Annotated in this window: 21 protein-coding genes; 11 read left to right on the forward strand and 10 right to left on the reverse strand. The window is 55.9% G+C overall.

The features are described 5' to 3' along the window. Positions 1-16: 16 nt before the first annotated feature. Positions 17-1,138, forward strand: a complete 1,122-nt coding sequence (locus tag YBN1229_RS16885) for an imelysin family protein (RefSeq protein WP_052744044.1) — start codon at positions 17-19, stop codon at positions 1,136-1,138. A gap of 11 nt (positions 1,139-1,149) precedes the next feature. Here YBN1229_RS16885 and YBN1229_RS19210 read toward each other — a convergent pair whose 3' ends face one another. The 4 genes from YBN1229_RS19210 to YBN1229_RS16905 form a co-directional block, all read right to left on the reverse strand. Then, positions 1,150-1,773 (reverse strand): hypothetical protein, encoded by a 624-nt coding sequence (locus YBN1229_RS19210; protein WP_046479368.1) that lies wholly within the window; start codon positions 1,771-1,773, stop codon positions 1,150-1,152. A 2-nt stretch (positions 1,774-1,775) separates the two neighbouring features. Then, complete coding sequence (locus YBN1229_RS16895) at positions 1,776-1,997, reverse strand: DUF2188 domain-containing protein (RefSeq protein WP_046479369.1); 222 nt, start codon at positions 1,995-1,997, stop codon at positions 1,776-1,778. A gap of 197 nt (positions 1,998-2,194) precedes the next feature. Next, complete coding sequence (locus tag YBN1229_RS16900) at positions 2,195-2,683, reverse strand: DUF6653 family protein (protein ID WP_046479370.1); 489 nt, start codon at positions 2,681-2,683, stop codon at positions 2,195-2,197. 15 nt (positions 2,684-2,698) lie between these two features. Next, positions 2,699-3,562 carry a lytic murein transglycosylase gene (locus tag YBN1229_RS16905; RefSeq protein ID WP_342027537.1) on the reverse strand — a complete coding sequence of 288 codons (864 nt, stop codon included), beginning with the start codon at positions 3,560-3,562 and terminating at the stop codon, positions 2,699-2,701. Positions 3,563-3,768: 206 nt separating this feature from the next. On the opposite strand from YBN1229_RS16905, the gene YBN1229_RS16910 reads away from it, so the two are divergent. Beyond that, positions 3,769-4,992 carry a serine hydrolase domain-containing protein gene (locus YBN1229_RS16910; RefSeq protein ID WP_244466779.1) on the forward strand — a complete coding sequence of 408 codons (1,224 nt, stop codon included), beginning with the start codon at positions 3,769-3,771 and terminating at the stop codon, positions 4,990-4,992. Between the two features lie 96 nt (positions 4,993-5,088). On the opposite strand, the gene YBN1229_RS16915 is transcribed toward YBN1229_RS16910, so the two are convergent. After that, positions 5,089-5,997, reverse strand: coding sequence for a cation diffusion facilitator family transporter (locus YBN1229_RS16915; RefSeq protein ID WP_046479372.1), 909 nt, complete (start codon positions 5,995-5,997; stop codon positions 5,089-5,091). A gap of 249 nt (positions 5,998-6,246) precedes the next feature. Here YBN1229_RS16915 and YBN1229_RS16920 point away from each other — a divergent pair, with 249 nt between their 5' ends. Then, entirely contained in the window at positions 6,247-6,435 is a 189-nt protein-coding gene (locus tag YBN1229_RS16920; RefSeq protein ID WP_139165321.1) for a hypothetical protein, read from the forward strand. Between the two features lie 118 nt (positions 6,436-6,553). On the opposite strand, the gene YBN1229_RS16925 is transcribed toward YBN1229_RS16920, so the two are convergent. Beyond that, the gene (locus YBN1229_RS16925; RefSeq protein WP_052744046.1) at positions 6,554-6,964 is read right to left on the reverse strand and encodes a c-type cytochrome; all 411 of its coding nucleotides are present in this window, start codon (positions 6,962-6,964) and stop codon (positions 6,554-6,556) included. Positions 6,965-7,277: 313 nt separating this feature from the next. Between YBN1229_RS16925 and YBN1229_RS16930 the strand changes: the two genes are divergently transcribed. The 8 genes from YBN1229_RS16930 (at position 7,278) to YBN1229_RS19285 (ending at position 14,788) form a co-directional block, all read left to right on the forward strand. After that, on the forward strand, positions 7,278-8,126 hold the full coding sequence (locus YBN1229_RS16930) for a CerR family C-terminal domain-containing protein (protein WP_082101192.1): 849 nt from the start codon (positions 7,278-7,280) through the stop codon (positions 8,124-8,126). Then, positions 8,123-9,145, forward strand: coding sequence for a secretion protein HlyD (gene hlyD, locus YBN1229_RS16935; protein ID WP_046479374.1), 1,023 nt, complete (start codon positions 8,123-8,125; stop codon positions 9,143-9,145). Before YBN1229_RS16930 ends, hlyD begins: the two co-directional genes overlap by 4 nt. Then, positions 9,142-10,890: an ATP-binding cassette domain-containing protein gene (locus tag YBN1229_RS16940; protein WP_046479375.1), complete on the forward strand. Its 1,749-nt coding sequence runs from the start codon at positions 9,142-9,144 to the stop codon at positions 10,888-10,890. Before hlyD ends, YBN1229_RS16940 begins: the two co-directional genes overlap by 4 nt. Then, positions 10,887-12,050, forward strand: coding sequence for an ABC transporter permease (locus YBN1229_RS16945; RefSeq protein ID WP_046479376.1), 1,164 nt, complete (start codon positions 10,887-10,889; stop codon positions 12,048-12,050). Before YBN1229_RS16940 ends, YBN1229_RS16945 begins: the two co-directional genes overlap by 4 nt. 2 nt (positions 12,051-12,052) lie before the next feature. Next, positions 12,053-13,165 carry an ABC transporter permease gene (locus YBN1229_RS16950; RefSeq protein ID WP_046479377.1) on the forward strand — a complete coding sequence of 371 codons (1,113 nt, stop codon included), beginning with the start codon at positions 12,053-12,055 and terminating at the stop codon, positions 13,163-13,165. A gap of 195 nt (positions 13,166-13,360) precedes the next feature. Then, positions 13,361-13,543 carry a hypothetical protein gene (locus YBN1229_RS16955; RefSeq protein ID WP_046479378.1) on the forward strand — a complete coding sequence of 61 codons (183 nt, stop codon included), beginning with the start codon at positions 13,361-13,363 and terminating at the stop codon, positions 13,541-13,543. Between the two features lie 255 nt (positions 13,544-13,798). After that, a complete protein-coding gene (locus YBN1229_RS16960; RefSeq protein WP_139165319.1) occupies positions 13,799-14,185 on the forward strand; it encodes a hypothetical protein in 387 nt (128 codons plus the stop codon). Positions 14,186-14,665: 480 nt separating this feature from the next. Then, on the forward strand, positions 14,666-14,788 hold the full coding sequence (locus YBN1229_RS19285) for a hypothetical protein (protein ID WP_280136716.1): 123 nt from the start codon (positions 14,666-14,668) through the stop codon (positions 14,786-14,788). Between the two features lie 103 nt (positions 14,789-14,891). Here the strand turns inward: YBN1229_RS19285 and YBN1229_RS16965 are convergent, their stop codons facing one another. The 4 genes from YBN1229_RS16965 to YBN1229_RS16980 all read right to left on the reverse strand — a co-directional run bounded on the left by YBN1229_RS16965 (position 14,892) and on the right by YBN1229_RS16980 (position 19,122). Continuing rightward, positions 14,892-15,275 (reverse strand): VOC family protein, encoded by a 384-nt coding sequence (locus tag YBN1229_RS16965; protein ID WP_046479380.1) that lies wholly within the window; start codon positions 15,273-15,275, stop codon positions 14,892-14,894. Positions 15,276-15,402: 127 nt separating this feature from the next. After that, positions 15,403-17,139: an RNA-directed DNA polymerase gene (locus YBN1229_RS16970; protein ID WP_152025033.1), complete on the reverse strand. Its 1,737-nt coding sequence runs from the start codon at positions 17,137-17,139 to the stop codon at positions 15,403-15,405. 659 nt (positions 17,140-17,798) lie between these two features. After that, positions 17,799-18,389 (reverse strand): hypothetical protein, encoded by a 591-nt coding sequence (locus YBN1229_RS16975; RefSeq protein ID WP_046479382.1) that lies wholly within the window; start codon positions 18,387-18,389, stop codon positions 17,799-17,801. Positions 18,390-18,558: 169 nt separating this feature from the next. Next, positions 18,559-19,122, reverse strand: a complete 564-nt coding sequence (locus tag YBN1229_RS16980) for a hypothetical protein (protein ID WP_046479383.1) — start codon at positions 19,120-19,122, stop codon at positions 18,559-18,561. Between the last annotated feature and the right edge of the window lie 15 nt (positions 19,123-19,137).

The following is a 19,137-nucleotide window of genomic DNA, read 5'->3' on the forward strand; positions in this document are numbered from 1 at the left end:
TCAGGCGGAGCGCACGATGGCAGCGGTACGGTTTGTTCGGTCGGCATGGCACGTGGCGCTGGCCGCGGCGGCGGTTTTATGGGCCGCCGGTCCGGCGGCCGCCTTTGACCATGCTGATGTGGCCCGACGGTCGCTCGAAGAGCACATCATTTCTTCGTACCAAGATTTTGCGAGCCGGACTCAGTCCTTGGCGGATGCCACGCGCTCTTTCTGCGACGCGCGATCAGAGGCTGGATTAGCGAAGGCCCGTTCGGCGTTCAAGGGCGCAGTCATTGCGTGGGGGCGGATCGGCCATATCCGCTTTGGGCCTGCGGTGACGGACAACCGTTACGACCGGATCCTGTTCTGGCCGGATCCTCGGCATGTGACGATGAAGCAAGTTGGGCGGCTGTTGCGGACGAAGCCTGAAGCCGCGCTAAAGCCGGAGAATGTTGCGACGGCCAGCGTGGCCACTGTTGGCCTGCGCGCATTGGAGATCGTTTTCTTCGGGCCAGGGTCAGACGATTTCGCGAGCGCGGATAAGGACAAGACACACTATCGGTGCGGGTTGGCGCTTGCGCTATCAGAAGACCTTCATCATACCGCTGCGGTTATCTTCGAGGACTGGACCTCGAGCGATAGGTTTCAGCAGCTGTGGCTTCATCCAGGTGCGGACAATTCGCGTTACCTGAAACCCTCCGAGACAACGCAGGCGCTGGTCCAAAGCTTCGCAGATCGGCTTAATCGCATGCTTGCGTTTGATATTCCATCCGCGGATGGTGAAGCGAGCAATGGCAATGGGACGATGCCGATCTTTGGCCCCAGTGGTGTTGCGATCGATTTTCTGAGCGCGAGCCTGGATGGCTTGGAAGCGTTACTCAAGGAAGGCGGCTTTCTCGATCAATCCGCAAGCGGCAGCGCGGAAGATACAGAGGACGTGCAGCAACGTCTCAACGTCGTGCTGACCGAGCTACGTTTTGCCCGACGAGCGTTGGGGCTTATCGCTCAATCAGAAGCGCGGGGTGACTTCAAGACCATACCTGTGGCGATGTGGAAATCGGTTCGTCTGCCGGTTGAGAACGCTCGCGAGATCGCTGACGAAACCTTGAAAGCGGAAGCGGGCTTGAGTTCCGGCTTCAATGCGTTGGACGGGGATTGAGGGCAGAACATCTACAAAGGTTGGCCTGCGTCCATCCATTCGTGCATCGCAACGATGAATTCGGTGGTTGGGTATTCCCTTATGTCATTTTCTGAGGAACCGGCAGCGAGTTCCCGCTTCCAATACCACCCCTGAAAGTCGGCGTACTTTCCCTGTATCCGTGACTGTCCGATCTTCTCTGCCCCGTGTGCGACGAGCCATGTCCTCACGTGGAGCATGGATTTCTCAAAGCTTCCGTTGTGAACTTTGATATCCCAGCCAGAGATGTCGGACAAAGTCTTTTGGTAATCATACTTCGCGTGCTCAAGGACCAAGATTACCTTGTCGGCCAGGCCGCCGGTGCCAAACTTTCGGCATGCATGATCCAAACCGAGCTCGAAGGGCATGTTCATTCGAGCGTACTGATCAGTGTCAGAAAACTTACAGCGACTCAGGTCGTGAATGCCGTACTTGGACCCTCGGATCAGTTCGATAATTCTATCGAGGCGCGCGGCTGAGTTGTCAGCATTCTCCGGAGCGAGGCGCGGGAAGAAGCCTAGGTAAACGACGCAAAACGCCATTGCTTGAAGCAAGGGTGCGAAGTCGTCGTCGAAAGGGCAGTTGATGAATACCGATCGGTCGAATGGTGAAGTCAATGTCAGCCCTTGGGATAAGGGGCTTCAGCATAAGAATTGCGTTCGCGAATTCGTCCGTCTGCACCGTGGATATAGACTTCGGTTTTCTGGTTTCGAGCAATTTCCGTAGCTGCTCTGATCGCTTCAGCCTGGGTCGCGTGAATGCTGGTGGCTCTCGAAGATCCCGCTTTTTTCACACTCCATTTTCCCGCGGAGGGTATGACGTGCTGACCCTTTCGAGACATTAGCAAAAGCTCCTTAGTTGGACCGCATGAGCGTAACTCAGACCCAAGATTAATTCCATTGCCGTCGCTGGCACGCATGCCGGTGAGCACTTCGCTGTCGTGCCTAGCTTGCCAGCTGACTTGAACCGGAACTTGGATCCCGGGGACAAGCCCCGGGATGACGACGAGGATACAAATTGTAAACGAGATGAGATACCTTACTTGCCTTCGCTGTTGCGTGTTTCAGCATAGAGCCAAGCAAGCCGGTCGAGGAACCAGAGCTGGCCGAACAACATTCCCGCGACACCGAGAGCGATGGCCCAAGGGTCGAGCATGACCAACCCGATGGCGAGCGGGGCGATCGCGACGCAGCTGCCGAAAACGATCCAGAACGTTGCTGTCTTGTGATGTTCCGGAATCGGATTCTCTTTGCGGGCGAGCCAAAGCTGCTCGCCGCGTATGGCACGAGTCTCCCAACGTTCGTCTGTTGTCGCCTTCGAGAAGATGCGCGTGTTCAACCAGAGAAAAATTACGATGAGGCCAATCGGTATGAGGCACCACCATCCAATCCATACACGGGCATAGACCGCTAAAGCGAAAGCCGGGAGTGTGGCTAGTCTCGTCCAGACGCTCCATGGATTGGCATGACGCGCCCATGCCTCGTCGTCCATGGCCATCGCATTGTTTATGGACTGGTCAAGTCGCAATGTGCGGTGTTCCTATCAGCTCTGCAGGCGGTTCGCCATGACCGCGATGGTGCGGGCGTAGACGTCAGCGCGGTTCCAGGCCTTGATGACTTGATAATTGGCTGTGCCGGGATCCCAGGATGCCCCCTTCTGCCAGCCGTGGGCGCGAAGATAGTTGGCGGTCGAGGCAAGCAAGTCAGGAATGCTGTGCACGAGATCCCGGTGTCCGTTGCCGTCGAAGTCGACTGCATATTTGTCGTAAGAGCCGGGTAGAAATTGAACTTGTCCGATTTCGCCCGCCCAGCCGCCTCGCATGTCTTTCGGGCTCATGTCACCCTTCTGCACAATCCTGAGCGCGGCGAGTAGGTGGTCCGTGAAAAATTCAGAGCGACGGCAATCATAAGCCAGCGTCGCGATGGACCGGATGATGGAGTATTTGCCCGCGGTGTCTTTGCCGAAGTTCGTCTCCAAGCCCCAGATCGAGACTAGGATCTCGCCGGGGACGCCGTAGCGTTTTTCGATACTTGCCAGCAGGCCGGCATGACGTTTCAAGCGTGCCTGAGACTGCTTCATCAGGTAGCTGCCGACGCGCCTCTTGTAGAATTCTTCGAAACTCAGTTTGAATGATTTTTGCGAACGATCTCGCCTTATGACGTTGGGGTCATAGGTAACGCCGCTCAGTGCTCGATCAAGCGTGCGCTGCGTGATGCCATTGGCTTTGGCGCGCGCCTCGAAATCGTTCAGCCAGGAGGAGAAGCCGCCTGGGCCGTTGCCGCACTTCGCTGCCGTTGCGGATGGTGTCGCCGCGAAGGTGGCCGTGAGGACAACTCCCACGGCGATCGTGAGGTGGTGAAATAATCTGGCAGGCTTCAACGCACATACTCCGCTGACGATTTTCACGTCCGACTCTAACTATCCGATCGGATGCGTGATGACTAGGTATGAGCGCGGATGCAGGCGCAGGAAATGATTGGCATCGGTCTCGCGCCGTTTCTTATCTTCAGCTTGTTCTGCCGGCTCTGGCGTGGGGCAAAGTAAAGAAGACTTAACGTTAGAGTGGCTGTTCTGTGCCGTGAGTGGGCTACGGATGCTACTTAGAGGCGTTCGTGCAAATCGGAGGTCTTATGCGCGCTGTTGTGACGTCGTTGGCGTTGATTGTGGCGTTTGCCGCAACGTTTCTATTCCCGCTTTCGTCCTTTGCCGACGATGGTGCTCTTACATCGCAACTTGAAAACCTCCGGGCGAAGTACACGCTGCCGTCGCTGGCGGCTGCAGTCACGAAGGGCGGCCGGATCGTTGCGAAGGGTGTGACGGGCAAACGTATGCTGGGTGGAGATACAGAGACCAAGATTGATGACCGGTTTCATTTGGGATCAGACACCAAAGCGATGACCGCGACAATTGCTGCCATGATGGTGGAAGATGGCAAGCTGAGTTGGACATCGACGATTGGTGATGTCCTAGGGGCTGACATGCCCGGTCTCACGCCCGCATTTTCAAAGATAACGCTCGAGCAGTTGCTATCTCATTCCAGCGGAATACCGACTGACGACGAAGAGATGATAAAGCTCTACTTCAGCGACAAGAGCTACGACTATTCACTCCATGATTATCGCAGGCGCATTATCGCTGAGTGGGGGAGCAAGAACGCGCCGAAGATACCTGAAGGCTCACCTTTCCAGTATGCGAATTTCGGCTATGTGATCGCGGGGGCAATGATCGAGGAGGTCTCGGGAGAGGCCTGGGAAAGCCTCATCACGACCCGGATATTCGAGCCGTTGGGATTGACGACAGCCGGGCTCGGTCCTCAGGCAACGTTCGGCCGTTATGATGCCGCTATCGGCCACAGAATCCACGACGACGGGAAGATCATTCCGATGCCATGGGGACCGGCCGCCGATGTTCCCGCAGTCATGGGACCGGCAGGAAATGCGCACATGTCGATTTCCGATTTTGCAATTTGGGCGGATTGGAATGCGGGCGTTGGGCGGCGCGGACCAGCGTTGGTAAAACCTGAGACTGTTGAGCGTCTGCACACGGCTATTGTCACGACTCCGGAGATCAAAAACCCCAAACCCGGCACCCCAAAAACCGGCCAGTATGCGCTTGGTTGGGGATTGGCCAAAATGGATTGGACTTCACGGCCAGTTCTGACACACAATGGATCCAATTCGCTCAATCTGGCCACGATCCTCGTTGATTCTGATCACGATATTGGCATCGTCGTAACAACGAACTTTCCCGGCGAAAAGGCAGATGCGGCCGTTAGGGAGATGGTGGAATGGCTTTATCGGCGGTACGGTCCGAATGGCCAGACGCCGATTCAGTAACTCGGGTGACGTGATCTATTCGGCCGTCGAGGGTAACAGCCAAGTTCTGCGATTGGCCATTCGGTTTCCCGTTGGGCAATCGCGATACTCGGGTCTTTAACATCCCTTATGTCCATCAACGCATGTTTCGCGTTCGATCTCGACGGTGGCATGGGTGATCTTGAAGTGGGTCGCGAGCCGTTTTTTGATCGCGACAAGAACTGCGTCACTGTTGGCGGAGGGTTCAAGCCGAGCGTGGAGGGTGATCATCGGCCGCTCCTGCGTGATCGACCAGGCGTGAACATGATGGATGTCTGCGACGCCTGACACCGCGCTGGCCAAGTCAGTCTCGATTTCCCGGACATCGATGTGCGTGGGACTGCCCTCAAGCAAAATATGTGCACTTTCGCTAACGACGCGCCAAGCTGATCGCAAGATTATAAGTGCGACCAGGACCGATAGAATCGGGTCAATCGGCATCCAACCTGTGAAAATAATGATCAGAGCTGCCGCGATGGCAGCGACTGAACCGAGTAGGTCGCCCATGACGTGTAAAGCCGCAGCGCGAATGTTCAGGTTCTCCTTATCGCCGCTCTGGAGGATCAAAAATGAAAGGACATTGACGGCGAGGCCGGCGAAGGCGACCCAGAACATCAAGCCGCCCATGACTTCGACAGGTTGGCGCAAACGATGGATCGCTTCAAAGGTGATCCAGGCGGCTATGGCGAACAACGTCAGGCCGTTGACGAACGCGACGAGGATGGAGAAACGGTCGAACCCGTAGGTGCGCTTCCAATCGGCCGGCTTGCGTACGAGGCGAAAACCAAACCACGCGAGCGCCAGACTAGCGAAGTCTGTCAGCATGTGGCCGGCATCCGCGAGCAAGGCCAAAGATCCTGACAGAAGCCCGCCGACCACCTCGGCCATCATGAACCCGCCCGTCAGGAGTGCCGCTATTCCGACACTGCGTTCGTTAGCGCCGTGGGTGTGAGAGTGCCCATGGTCGGAATGGTCATGACCGTGCACTTGGCTGGTACCTCGCTTGTCGTGTGATGGGTGTTTCACTCCTGTACATGAGAATTACCACATAGCGATGCGGTTGAAGCAATCGCCGTTGTTAGATGCGGGACAGAAGGCCGCTCTGCATATTTGATGAATTATATTTCCTATCTGCAACAATAGTTGATCGCGCATATTGTGGATTGCCGGGTGACCTCAGACGAGATCATGGCACACTAGTTTGTGGGGACGACGGGGGCCACAGAGGTGAATGGCATGCCGTACCCAACGATTGATTTGAATACGAAGAAGGTCATTCTTCTGAGCGGCTACCAATGGTCCGACAACTCGACGGACGAAGAGGTGCAAGTCGTAGCGCTTGAGAAGCTGCAAACCGAAATGGAGCGCCATACGGACGCGGTAGCCTTTTGCTACGTTTCTGGCAAATGGGTGCCGGCAGCGTAGATCGGGGTCGCGTCCGTTAGTACTTTCCGGGAGGCACGTAACGGCTTTCTGATGACGGTATCGTCGTCATCAGGGAGCCGCTGACGCTGAAATCTATTTAGCTTTTATCTTGGTGCAGTTATTTTGAGACCGATTGGGGAATCTTCATTGTTTTGGCGGTTGCCTCCGAAAGGGCTTTTGAACCCGCTGACAGACCATTACGCTGAAGTATATACGCGGTGATGGCTAGCACTTCATCCTTGGGCAAAGAGCCTGGGTTCGTGGCCGGCATCTTTTCATGCTCGAATTGAAAGAGTGCTTCGACAGGCTGTCCTCCCCAGTGTTGCAGGAAAGGTTTGCCGATTAAGGCTGGACCCATCGCGCCCGTAAGATCGGGACGGTGACATTCGGCGCAGTGATTGTTGAACAGCGTATGACCCTTGCTGGCCTGATCTGCCGTGTACCAGCTTGTTTCGGAAAGTGCTGGCAAGGAACTTAGTAAAATCAATGCGCACACTGAGATCGCATTCGCAATTACGGCCTTTAGCATCTCATTTCCTTTCAAAGAAACTATACATCCGTAACACGGATCAATGAGATGCCGTTCCGGTTCGCAGGCGTACTCTTAGGGTTTTCTCGCGAACGTGAAGTGTTGTTTTTAGTCTGTGATTTTCAGATGAACCCAACGTGCAAATCCGATGCTGAGTTCAAGTGACTTACGCTTTCAGATGGCCGTGGGCTCACGCCTTGTTAGGCTGCACGGTTCTATTTGGCCACTGCCCGACATTGTTGACCTTTGGGGTCCATCATAAATTAAATCAATCGATTGAATTTATGATGGACGTTGCCTATGTTGGCGTATTATGGATACGTCAAGAGAGCGTCATGGTGGCCGAATGCGCCCCAAGGTCAAAGCAACCGCTCCGCGGAGCAAGGCGCGCAAGGTCGCGTCCGCTGGGACGGGTAAAGCTGGCGGTAAACCTGCAAAATCTAGGGTGCGACAAGCTAAGGGGGCAGTATCTCGCGCGGCTGTTGAAGCCAACGACGAGACGCAAAACAAATTACTGCTCGCATCTATCGAAGTGTTTGGGACGCACGGTTTCGAATCTGCGTCGACGCGGTTATTGGCAACGCATGCTGGCGTGAACCTGCAAGCGATCCCCTATTACTTCGGAAGCAAGGAAGGGCTTTATCTGGCGGTGGCTGAGCACATCGCGAGCCGTATTCGTGCGCATATGGAGCCGCTTGCGGAAAAGATACGCAGCCGTTTGGATCTCGATGAAAACGGTAAAGCCAGATACCTACCTTCGCCAGATGAGGCGCGCGGGCTCTTGGTAGATATGCTGACGACGTTCGCGCACCTGCTCGTCAGCGACGAGACAGCATCTTGGGCGAGCTTCATCATTCGTGAGCAGCAACACCCAAGCGCGGCTTTTGATCGGCTTTATGACGGTGGGATGGGTCGGTACATAGGAACGGCAACACAACTTGTTGCAGCGATAGTTGGCCAGCCACCGCAGTCGAAAACTGTGCAGGTTCAAGCTATCGGGCTGATCGGACAAATTCTGATATTTCGGTCCGGTCGCGCAGCTGTGTTGCGGGCGCTCGGCTGGCGGAACATCGGCACATCTGAATTTTCAGAAATTGCCCAGATGATCGGGCGTAACGTTTCTGCTTTGCAGGCGTCGGCCGCCGGGGGGTTGGCGCCATGAGCAAAAGATTATTCATTGTATTTGCTGTCTTGATAGGAGTTGGTGCCACTGCTTGGTGGTTCAACATTCCTGCGCGCTTGGGCTTTGTTTCAAAGGCGAGTGAGGGTCTGACGCTTTACGGCAATGTCGATATCCGGCAGGTGCAACTGGGATTTCGCGTGAGTGGCCGCGTAGCCGAGATGTCTTTCGAAGAGGGGGATAGCGTCAAAGCGGGTGATGTGCTCGCGCGACTTGATGACCAACCTTACAAAGACCGGGTGAACGCTGCCGAAGCTCAGCTGGCAAGCCAACAGGCCAATCTTGCGAAGCTTGAAGCTGGCCCGAGAGAAGCTGAGATTGCGCAGGCGCGTGCTGTTCTGGCGGAACGCGTGGCAGATGTCGCTAATGCGGAGCCTGCCTTCGAACGGATGCTGAAACTGACGCCAGCAGGCGCTGCGTCCAAGGCCGCACTCGATCAGGCGCAAGCCAACAAAGATATGGCCGTCGCGCGGGAGAAGGCTGCGCGGGAGGCGTTGCGGCTTCTGGAAGAGGGAACTCGCCCGGAAGATTTGGCAGTTGCACGCGCGCAGTCGCACAATGCCGAAGCGGAACTCGCTATGGCGAAAACCTTAGTTGAGGATACGCAACTGCGTGCGCCATCCGATGGCATCATCCTCTCTCGTGTTCGTGAGGTGGGCGCAATCGTGTCTCCTGGAGAACCAATCTACGTCCTATCGCTTACAAAACCGGTTTGGGTGCGGACGTATATCGGAGAAACGCGTCTTGGTCAGATCCATCCCGGTATGGCCGTGGGCGTTACCTCTGACAGTGATCCAAAGCGCGTCTATCTCGGACAGATCGGGTTCATCTCACCTGTGGCTGAGTTCACTCCTAAGACGGTTGAAACGCCCGAGTTGCGGACGAGCCTTGTCTATCGTTTGCGCGTCGTAATTGACGATCCTGATAATGGATTGCGTCAGGGGATGCCGGTCACGGTGCGTTTGCCGTCTAAGTCTGCAAGCCTTCAGGCTGGTTCATGATGTCTTCCACGCGCGAGAGCGGCGCCGCGCCTTACGTCACTCTTTCTCGAGTTACGAAAAGCTTCGGCGCGTCCTCGCCGGCCCTTGACGATGTCTCTGGAATTATACGCGGTGGTGAGATCACCGGGCTCATTGGGCCAGATGGCGCGGGCAAGACAACGCTCATCCGTTTGATGACCGGACTGCTCGTACCTGACGAAGGCTCGCTTTCGGTACTCGGTTTCGACAGCCGGTCGGAGGCCGCGCGTATCCATGATGCAATTGGATATATGCCGCAGCGGTTTGGGCTCTACGAAGACCTTTCGGTACAAGAGAACCTCAATCTTTATGCGGATCTTAGAGGTTTGCCCCTCCACGAGCGTTCTGGCGTTTTTGAGGAACTTTTGCGCTTCACGGATCTCAAGAATTTTACGCGTCGATTGGCTGGTAAGCTTTCTGGAGGAATGAAGCAAAAGCTGGGTCTCGCGTGTGCGTTGCTGCAAAAGCCGCGGTTGCTGCTTCTTGATGAGCCAGGAGTTGGTGTCGATCCGATTTCGCGTCGCGAACTTTGGAAGATGGTGGAGAACCTCACGGCCGAAGGCGTCGGTGTCGTGTGGTCGACAGCCTATCTCGATGAGGCTGAGGCTTGTGACCGCGTGCTTCTCCTCAATCAGGGCAAACTGCTATTCTCGGGACCGCCGTCAGACCTCACGGAGAGAATGGGAGGCCGGGTCTTCAAGGTCACCGGTATTTCGGGGAGACGCCGAGAGTTCTTGGCCAAGGTGTTGGACCGGCCTGGTGTGATAGATGGCGTTATTCAGGGTGATGCCGTCCGGCTTGTCATGAGGTCCGATGCGAAGGGGGAGCCTCTCCTCGAAGGGGCCGGTGTTGAGGTCGCACCGACGCAACCTCGTTTTGAAGATGCCTTTGTTGACCTGTTGGGCGGCGGTCCGGGCGGGACGTCTCAGCTCGCGGAAGCCGTTAAGGCACTTCCCGCTCAAGATGCCGCGCCCGTTATCGAGGCGCGTGGCTTGACCAAACGCTTCGGTGATTTCACGGCCGCTCAGGACATTACCTTCTCGATTCCGCGCGGGCAGATTTTCGGACTATTGGGGCCGAATGGTGCAGGTAAATCGACGACATTCAAAATGCTCTGCGGGCTACTCAAACCGACCGCAGGACAAGGGCGGGTTGCGGGCTTCGATTTGCGTCGCGACACAGCGGAGGCGCGCAATCGCTTGGGCTACATGGCCCAGAAATTTTCGCTTTATGGAGATCTGACGGTTGGTCAGAACCTCGAATTTTTCGCAGGTGTTTATGGGTTGCGAGGCAAAGGCAAGTCGCAACGCATCGCGCTGATGAACGATATCTTTGATTTCGGTCCGCATGCCAAAATGTCAGCTAAGGATCTGCCGCTCGGTCTCAAGCAGCGGCTCGCCTTGGCGTGTGCGGTCATGCATGAGCCGGAAGTATTGTTTCTCGACGAGCCGACGTCGGGGGTTGATCCCATTTCCCGGCGAGAGTTCTGGACGCACATCAACGGTCTCGTGGAGAAGGGTGTGACGGTTCTGGTGACGACGCACTTCATGGAGGAGGCTGAGTATTGTGATCGCATCTCACTCATCTACCGCGGCCAATCCATTGCGTTGGGTTCGCCTGATGAACTGAAAGTGCGTGTGGCGAGCGCAGAAAATCCCGACCCGACGATGGAAGATGCCTTCATCGCATTGGTGGAGCAGTCTCAAGCGGAGGCTGTTGCGGCATGAGCAATGCGGGTCAGAGTGTGTCGCTTGGCGCTGCGCGGAATAGGCAACTTAGAACCCGCCGTTTTCTAGCTCTGGTCAGAAAGGAAACATTTCAGATTCTTCGCGATCCGAGCAGCATTTTGATCGCCTTTGTTCTGCCGCTGATCCTGCTGTTTCTGTTCGGTTATGGCGTTTCGCTTGATGCGACCCGTACGCGGATTGGGCTTGTGGTCGAATCCGCGACACCGGTGACTCAGGATCTCGCTGCGAGCTTCCAGGGATCGCGCTATTTCAGGGTCATCAATGGGCACGATCGGCGTGAATTTGAAGAGGATCTCATTCGCGGCCGCATCCGCGGGATCGTCGTAATTCCGGCGAACTTTGCAGGCGATTTCGCGAGTGGCAACGCCGCACCAATTCAAGTTCTCGTCGATGGCTCCGATCCGAATACAGCGAACTTTGTTCAAAACTACGCGCAGGGCGTCGTCGCGAACTGGGGGCGAATGCGGAGTGCTGAGGTTGGGTCCAGGTTGCCCGTGATCAATCCGGAGCAGCGGTTCTGGTTTAATCCGGAACTGGCCAGTCGCAACTTCCTTGTTCCGGGTTCCGTCGCCATCGTCATGGCGTTGGTGGGGACGCTGCTGACTTCGCTTGTCGTTGCGCGCGAATGGGAGCGCGGGACGATGGAAGCGATGATGGCGACGCCGGTGACGGCGGCTGAACTTCTTGCCGGAAAGGTGCTGCCGTATTTCGTGCTCGGGCTTATTTCGATGACGCTGTGTGTAATCGTTGCGGTGTTCCTATTTGGCGTTCCGTTTCGCGGTTCACTGTTTGCGCTTTACACAATCTCGGCGGCGTTTTTGTTGCCTGCGCTCGGCCAGGGATTGCTGATTTCGGCGACGACAAAAAATCAGTTCCTGGCATCGCAACTGGCGTTGATGAGCGGGTTCTTGCCGGCGTTTTTGCTGTCCGGATTTTTATTTGAGATCGAGTCGATGCCTGTCGTCATCCAATGGATCACGATGATCGTGCCGGCGCGGTATGTAATCGCGAGCTTACAGACCGTCTTCCTTGCCGGAGATATCTGGCCGCTGTTCCTGCGCAACATCGCCATCCTGCTTGCGATGGGAACGGTTTTGTTTGTGCTGGCGGCGCGCAGCACGCGCAAAAGGATCGGTTGATCATGTGGTGGGTGCGGTTAAGAGCGTTGATCTTGAAGGAGTTGCTGGCGGTTCTGCGCGATCCTAAGGGGCGTTTCATTCTCATCGGTCCGCCGATCATCCAGCTTCTGGTGTTTTCGTACGCGGCGACTCTTGAAGTCAAAAACGTCGATATCCTCATTCTCAACCAGGATTCCGGTGTGGCGGGATACGAACTGGTGCAGCGGATTTCCGGTGCCCCGTCCTTCCGGCATGTGCTGCGGACCGAAGATCCGGCTGAGATCAGGGACGCGATCAACATGCAGCGTGTGATGGCCGCTGTCCGCATTGACGCAACGTTCTCAAGGGATATCGCGGCGGGACGGCCCGCGCCGGTTCAGATCATTCTGGATGGCCGTCGCTCCAACGCTTCGCAGATCGTGTCGGGGTATCTGACGCAGATCATCAACGGGCTGGCTGCGGATGCCGCGAAAGCCAATGGCCGGCTTGCTGCACCGGTGAGTGTTGAGCCACGCAACTGGTTCAATCCGAATCTCGATTTCCTCTGGTTCATGGTGCCAAACCTGGTGGCGAGCATTGCGCTATTGATTGGGCTCGTGGTGACGGCGCTGTCGGTGGCGCGGGAACGCGAACTCGGTACGTTTGATCAGCTTATGGTCTCTCCGCTCAGACCGCATGAAATTCTCATCGGCAAGCTCGTTCCGCCGATGCTGATCGGCATGTTTCACATCACGATCTTCATTCTTGCGGCGGTCTTCGTGTTCGGCATTCCGCTGCGTGGCTCCGTGGTGCTTCTCTATGCCAGCGGCTTCTTCTTTCTGGCCTCGGTTGTCGGCATCGGTCTTTTCATTTCGTCGCTATCGATGACGCAGCAGCAGGCGATCCTGGGTGCGTTTCTGTTCCTGGTGCCTGCGATGCTGCTTTCGGGGTTCGCGACGCCGATCGAGAACATGCCTGAGTGGCTACAACCGATCTCGTACATGGATCCTTTGAGCTACTTCCTCGTTATCGTGAAGGGAGTGTTCCTCAAAGACCTTGGACCGTGGGACGTCGCGCTCAACACAGCGCCCCTCGCGGTCATCGCCATTGTGACGTTGAGTTCAGCCGCCTGGTTGTTCCGGCGGCGCATGGAGTGAGGGGGATCACAACCGCTTGAGCCAGGCGTTGCCTAGGGTTTGGCCGTGCTTCTTATCGGAAAACCGCTTTCTGATTTTCTGGAAGCTCACCAAGCGTCAATAAATGTTGATTAAAATGCCTGGATATTGTCACACGGGCTCCACTTGAGGCTGGCAGAAGGATGCCACTGAGGGAGGCCAATAGAGGATCATGACATGTCGTTCCCTACGATCGACCTGCAAGATAAGAAAGTCATTCTACTCAGCGGGTTTTTGAAGCACCAAGGCAGCGCGGCGGTGACCGTGGTCGCCAAGGACAAACTGGAAGCGGCCGCTACCCGCTATAACGATGCCATCGCATTCGGCTTCGTGTCGGGCAAATGGCGCCCCGCAGCATAACCCCCTTATGCGGCCGCACGCCACCTGACGCGTGCGCCTGAAGCTAAGCCGATTCACCGGCTTATGAACCTCGCAGACGCAACTGGTCTGCGAGGTTTTTTCGTGTCTGCACGGGATGTTCTCATCTTTTGTTCAAGCGCCTCGTTTCGCCATCGATTTGCCACGGACTTATCCGGAATGGCGGACGACGGAACTCTTCGGGCCAAACCGTTATCCGGTTGGCCGAGGGAAGTCGTATCAAACATGGAGACATTGATGTTCAGGACCTTTGCAACGGTTGCTGGAGCTTCGCTCCTGCTCGTCGGCATGAGTGCGGTGCAAGCTCAGGCGTGGGAGCGCCTGGGGACGCGAATGGTTTCCGACAAGATGGAAACGGATTCGGTGAGCGGGGTTGGCGAGGGCCGCTTCTCGCAGATCCGGCTGTGTGTCGCGCGCCGTGCGGTGCACTTCCGCGATGTTGACGTCGTGTTCGGCAACGGCGGCAAGCAGGATGTGAAGGTCCGTAAGCGGATCGGTCCAGGCGCGTGCACGCGTGCCATCGACCTGAAGGGGAATAAGCGCCGCGTTCGCCGCGTTGTGATGCGTTACAAAACGATCCGGACCAAAGGCCCGCAAGCGGTCGTTACGGTTTTTGCGCGGTAATCCTCCGGGCAGTCCATCGATGCCATGACGCTATGCCTCGTGGGCCCTCGGCCCCGAGGCTTTTCTTTTGTCTGTGCGTTATAGAATTGGCGAGGTTCACCCGGCGTGAGACCGCCGGCTTCGAGGCGCGGACGCTTTAGTGTGTGGCGCACTGAACAGGGCCAAGAGGGGAGCCCCGAAGCATCCGCGTTTCGAAACCGGCCGGCGCGATTGTCTTGAGCGTGTGGGACGCGGTTGAGAGGAGCTTAGGGCTGCGGAGCCAGGGCGGGGATAAGTTTTTGGGTGGGGACCGGGCGGCTGTTGGCCCGATCCGGTCTTATGAGCCATCGAGAGCTCAAGGTGCTGCGGTCTCTTCGGCTTACATAACAACATGATCACAGGTCTGCGAGGCGTGTAACGCTTCTCGGCTTGAGAGCGAAATCAATGACGTGTGGGCAGTCATTACCACACGCGATGAGTTCTCAAAAAAGGAAGATGATCATGAGCCGTATTCTCGCTTCGCTTTTCGTTGTTCTCGCACTTGTCACCGGCGTTTCGGCCGCGCAGGCGGACGCGCTAACCGCGCAAAGCCACTGCGACAACCCGGTTTTCCAGGGTGATTGAGGCAGGGCTAGATGGCCTCAGGTGGTGAGGCTAAGCTATGGCACAACTTGGCCGTGGGGAAATTCTCCCTGCGGCCGATTTTGTGGCTCGGTCCATGATGTACTCAGTGCTGCGCCGGCTGGAAGAGTTCAACGAAATTTCCGGACGGGTCTATAATCAAGATCTGCGATCCACCCGGCCCCGTGACGATCTCATTGCGAAAATTGACACCTGCCGCGCGCAGCCGTGCGACCTCGGCCGGGAGATCGTCGACGATAAGATGAATGCGGTTCCAGCCGCCGGGCTGGGGCTGTTCGCCGTCCGGCATGGGCCGTCCCGCTGAACTTGTCGGGCCACTGAGCAACAGCCGCAACGCGCCGCGCCGAACGTCCGCAAACGCGGGGGCCATGTTCGTCAGAAGCTCAAAGCCAAGATGGTTCGTGTACCATTCGATTGCGGCTTCAACATCAGCGACGATGTAACGAACGTTGACGGTGGGTTCGGGCATTTTTTCCTCCCGATATTTGGCAGGCGTGGTGGGACAGATTGCGTGGCGTCGTGGGTCCGGGGATATGTTTATCAGGAGGGGAGGTTAGCGGAAAACAAATCAAGGTGTCAGTGCCGACTCGTAGGGGTTAACCGGCTGTAGCTGCTACCTCTAAATCGATGTGAGACGAATAAAACGCATCGGTGAGAGCCGTCTTATGGGCTCTCCTGAGCTCAGCCTTGGCTGCGGATCCACAAGACTGATTCTGTAGGACAGTGGAAACCATCAAAAATTTTGAGTGCGTGAGGCGATTCGGCAAGGAGGGATTTGGCGCCAATAAAAAGGGTTTTACCGAAGCAATTCCATCGGGTCCTTCGAAAAGAGCCTCGTGAAATTTTAAGACCGATTGAGATCCCAAGTTGCCAGATCTTTGTATGATCCTTCTGAACTTCGTGCGCTGCCCGGGATTTATCATTGGGAATATGCCTGCTGCCAAGCGTCCCGTATGCTCATGCATTTGCCATGTTGTGCCGTGACCCTCAATCATTTCCATCAGATACTCGCTCGACCTATACTTCGAGCCGATCCAAAGCGCAGCATAGAAGCACCATGGGTCTCTAGGATCCAGCGTGTCGATTATTCGATCGACTGCGGATGTGGAGAAATCGTTGTTCGGTAGTCTGCATGCGACAAGGCTACTGGCCACTTCCATCAGTGCGGCGTGATCAATAATGATGCCGCTTTCCACAAAGGTGGCAATGCGTTGTATGTGTCCATTTGGATGGAGGGAATGCTGCCACCAATTAAGAATTGTGCCTCTAAGAGAAGGGCGCGTTTCTAAGATGTTGCGCACTAGATAGGCACTGATCTCAGCTCGGTTTATGCGCGCCAAGTTTATCAAGCGCTTTAAGATCTTGTCTCCGTTCCCGTCATCGAAGATGCCCGTCTTCCACCACTCGTCGAGTAGCTCAATAATTTTAGTCCTCTGCCTGGAGATGCTCTTCTTGTTCTTTTTCCGGTTTTCAATTTCGTCAGCTAGTTCGTCAATGATTCGGTTTTCTTGTATTTTGAAGTGGCGAGTAGCAGCGCTGTTAGTTAGTATCTTGGTTTTTCCGGAATTAAGGCGTAACTGACGCGTCTGTAAGGCCAAGTCTAGGTCGCGGACAATTTTCTTTGCGGTAGGGAGATCGTCCACTCCGATATCCATGTCATCCATAAAACGCGCAAATTCAACGTTAGACTTCTCTGTAATCAAGTGATCGACCTCGAAGAGGAAGCAATGTGCCAGAAGCCTTGGCGCGTCGAGATTCATTTGTGGGAGTCCTACGGAGACCTTCGGCATGTAGTCTGGCTGCCACAACATGAACGATAGCGAATATATCAGGAGATCGAGAGCTGATTCATTCGTCAGAGAAAGAGACGAAAGAACGTTTCTGAGATGATCGTAGGAAATGAAATCGTAGTAATTAGCGATGTCTGTTACAACAACAAACTCTCTTTGTTCGGCAAACCCAAAGATAGCTTTTTGGAATGAGAGCCAGGGATCTGTCGGGCCATACTCCGCCTCGTATCCACGATGTTGCGTTGAGAACTTTTGATCTCCTGGGGCGTAGTAGGCATTTGGAGATGGGGCCTTCTTCTTTATCTCGGCCCAAAGTGCGTCAGACAACGCTTGAATGATCAATGCATCTTTGACGGTGGGAATTACGATCTGTCGGCACAATCCTTTCGATTTTTCTGATAGAAATCGGGTCGGTGCGCGGGGCAGGTATGATGCGGAGCACACTTCGGCTTCGATGGCGGAACAGGAAGCGCCCAGGTGCACGTGAAAATCGAGATGTTCGACTGGATCTGGAATTGGTTGGCGCCTTAGTGCGTCCCGCACTCGATTTTTCCAGGTATGCTTGAGCCGAGATGCATTGATTATATCCCGTAGATGCTGACTTTTGTTTGGAAACTTGGGAGACTGCATGGGATCATGTGGTGTTAGTTGATACGTGGGGATTGAGTGCCTCGACTGTGGGGGCATATCCCCTTAGTTTTGGAGCCGCTTACTTGTTCGACTCGCCGCGCGGAAGCTGCAGCTGGGGATTTGGTTTTCTGACTGCTGTGAAGTGGTCGCATTCGATCCGTTCCTCCCTTTCTTCTTTCATTGGTATTGAGCATAGCAGATATGTTCGTGAACGGAACATTGGGGCAAACGCGAGTTCAATCTCGGATGGACGCTCCAGCCGAACGTTAGATCCCGGCAACAAGTGCCGGGATGACGGTTGTGCGTGTGGTGGTGGGGCTGAGTTTCGAAAGCGTGCGGCGCGTGATTTTCGCTAGAGCAGAATAAACAAACCACCGTCTGTCATACCGGGGCTTGTCCCCGGTATCCAAGGTTCGGCCGAGTGCTTGCGTTGAGGTGGGGTTTAACGCCAATGCATCAGTGTGCGGCCAGTGCTTCCGCGAAATGAATACCGGGGAAAGCGCGGGCCGCTCCGTTATGCCTGACCGCGACGCAATTAAGCTGCCGGGCGTTCTTTTGGGGCATCCTTTTATTCAATTTCGGAAGGTAGCGTCGGTGCCGTTTCGGATGTGCGCGCGGACGGGGTCGTGCGTGGGGCTTGAGCCGATGTCCATATCGTAAACGAAGGCGTGCGGCGCACCTTGAGCGTCGCGCACGGCGAGGCCCAGGTTGTCGATATCCTCATTCTCCCGCACGAGCTGACCGACGATCTCCATCGGCGTGTCGCCGGTGGTGCCGCTGTCGACGCCGGGAACGGGCGGGATGACGGTTTCCAACGTCGGCACGCCGGGCATTTCCAGGTCGCCGAGTGCTGCCGCTCCGGGCTGGAGGGGGTGGAGTGCCGTCAGGCGGGCGCGTAGTGCGATGGTCAGACATTGGGTCTCACCGCGGCAGGCATCGCGGACATTTTTCATCCATAGTCGCTGATCGTCGTCGAAGCATTTGACGCCGTCATAGAGGGCGGGGCGGGCGCCCGCGACGTAGCGGTCGAGATGGTCCTGGAGCTTGGCCAATTCGTCGGCCACTGCCGATGGCGCGGCGCAGAAAAGGATCGCGGTGAGTGCAGTCGCGGCCGCGTGGAAAGGCGACTCGAGCGTCCGCGTGCGATTGTGTCTGCGGGTCATGTGTGTGTGGGCTCCCCAGCGTTCGGCGTCGGGGAGCATAGCAACATTTGGGATGCGTCAGGAGGATGTTGCGGAGTGCCGTGGGGGAATGCGGACGACGCGGACGGTGGTGTCGCCTAAGATGCTTGAGTGGTGGGGAAGCAGGCCGGGCTCGTTCTGAGACATTGGCTCACGGGCCAAAGGTGATTTCGATGCTGGCGTTGGCGAGGCCGAAGGGGCCGGAGCTGAGGCTGCCAGCAAGCTTCCACTCCTGCGGTGTGAGTAGGCTGCACAGCAAATTCCAGAGCTGCGTCGAGATGCGTTTGATCCAGCTTGTGATGAGTTGAATCCAGTTGAGTGCGTGCGCCGTAACGGTCTGCGTCAGAGATTTTGTTGTGCTGTCGAGGTTGAGACTGATGGTGGCGATGAGCGATTGCAGCCGTTCGCTTACGGCGTAGAGTTGGGATAACTCACTGAGAGCTTCGGGAATTTCTTTGTCTAATCCCATTTCAGAGAGCGATCCTGAGCCGCGGACGTCCCTCAACCGGAGCAAATTGGATAATCGGGATTTCACCTTTTCCAGGAGGAGGCTTATTCGCTCGCGGATATCGCCGAGCTGCTTGGCGTAGCCATTTTCCGCCATGATTTGTGGAAGGCCTGTTTCGCTTTCTTTCGAAAGCTCGCGATTAATTTCATTTTCTAGATCATTCAGATCTTTAAGAATTGTATCGATCGCAAAACTGACATGAGGCATGGAAGTTATCTCCAC

Source organism: Candidatus Filomicrobium marinum (genome assembly GCF_000981545.1).
GTDB lineage: Bacteria > Pseudomonadota > Alphaproteobacteria > Rhizobiales > Hyphomicrobiaceae > Filomicrobium > Filomicrobium insigne.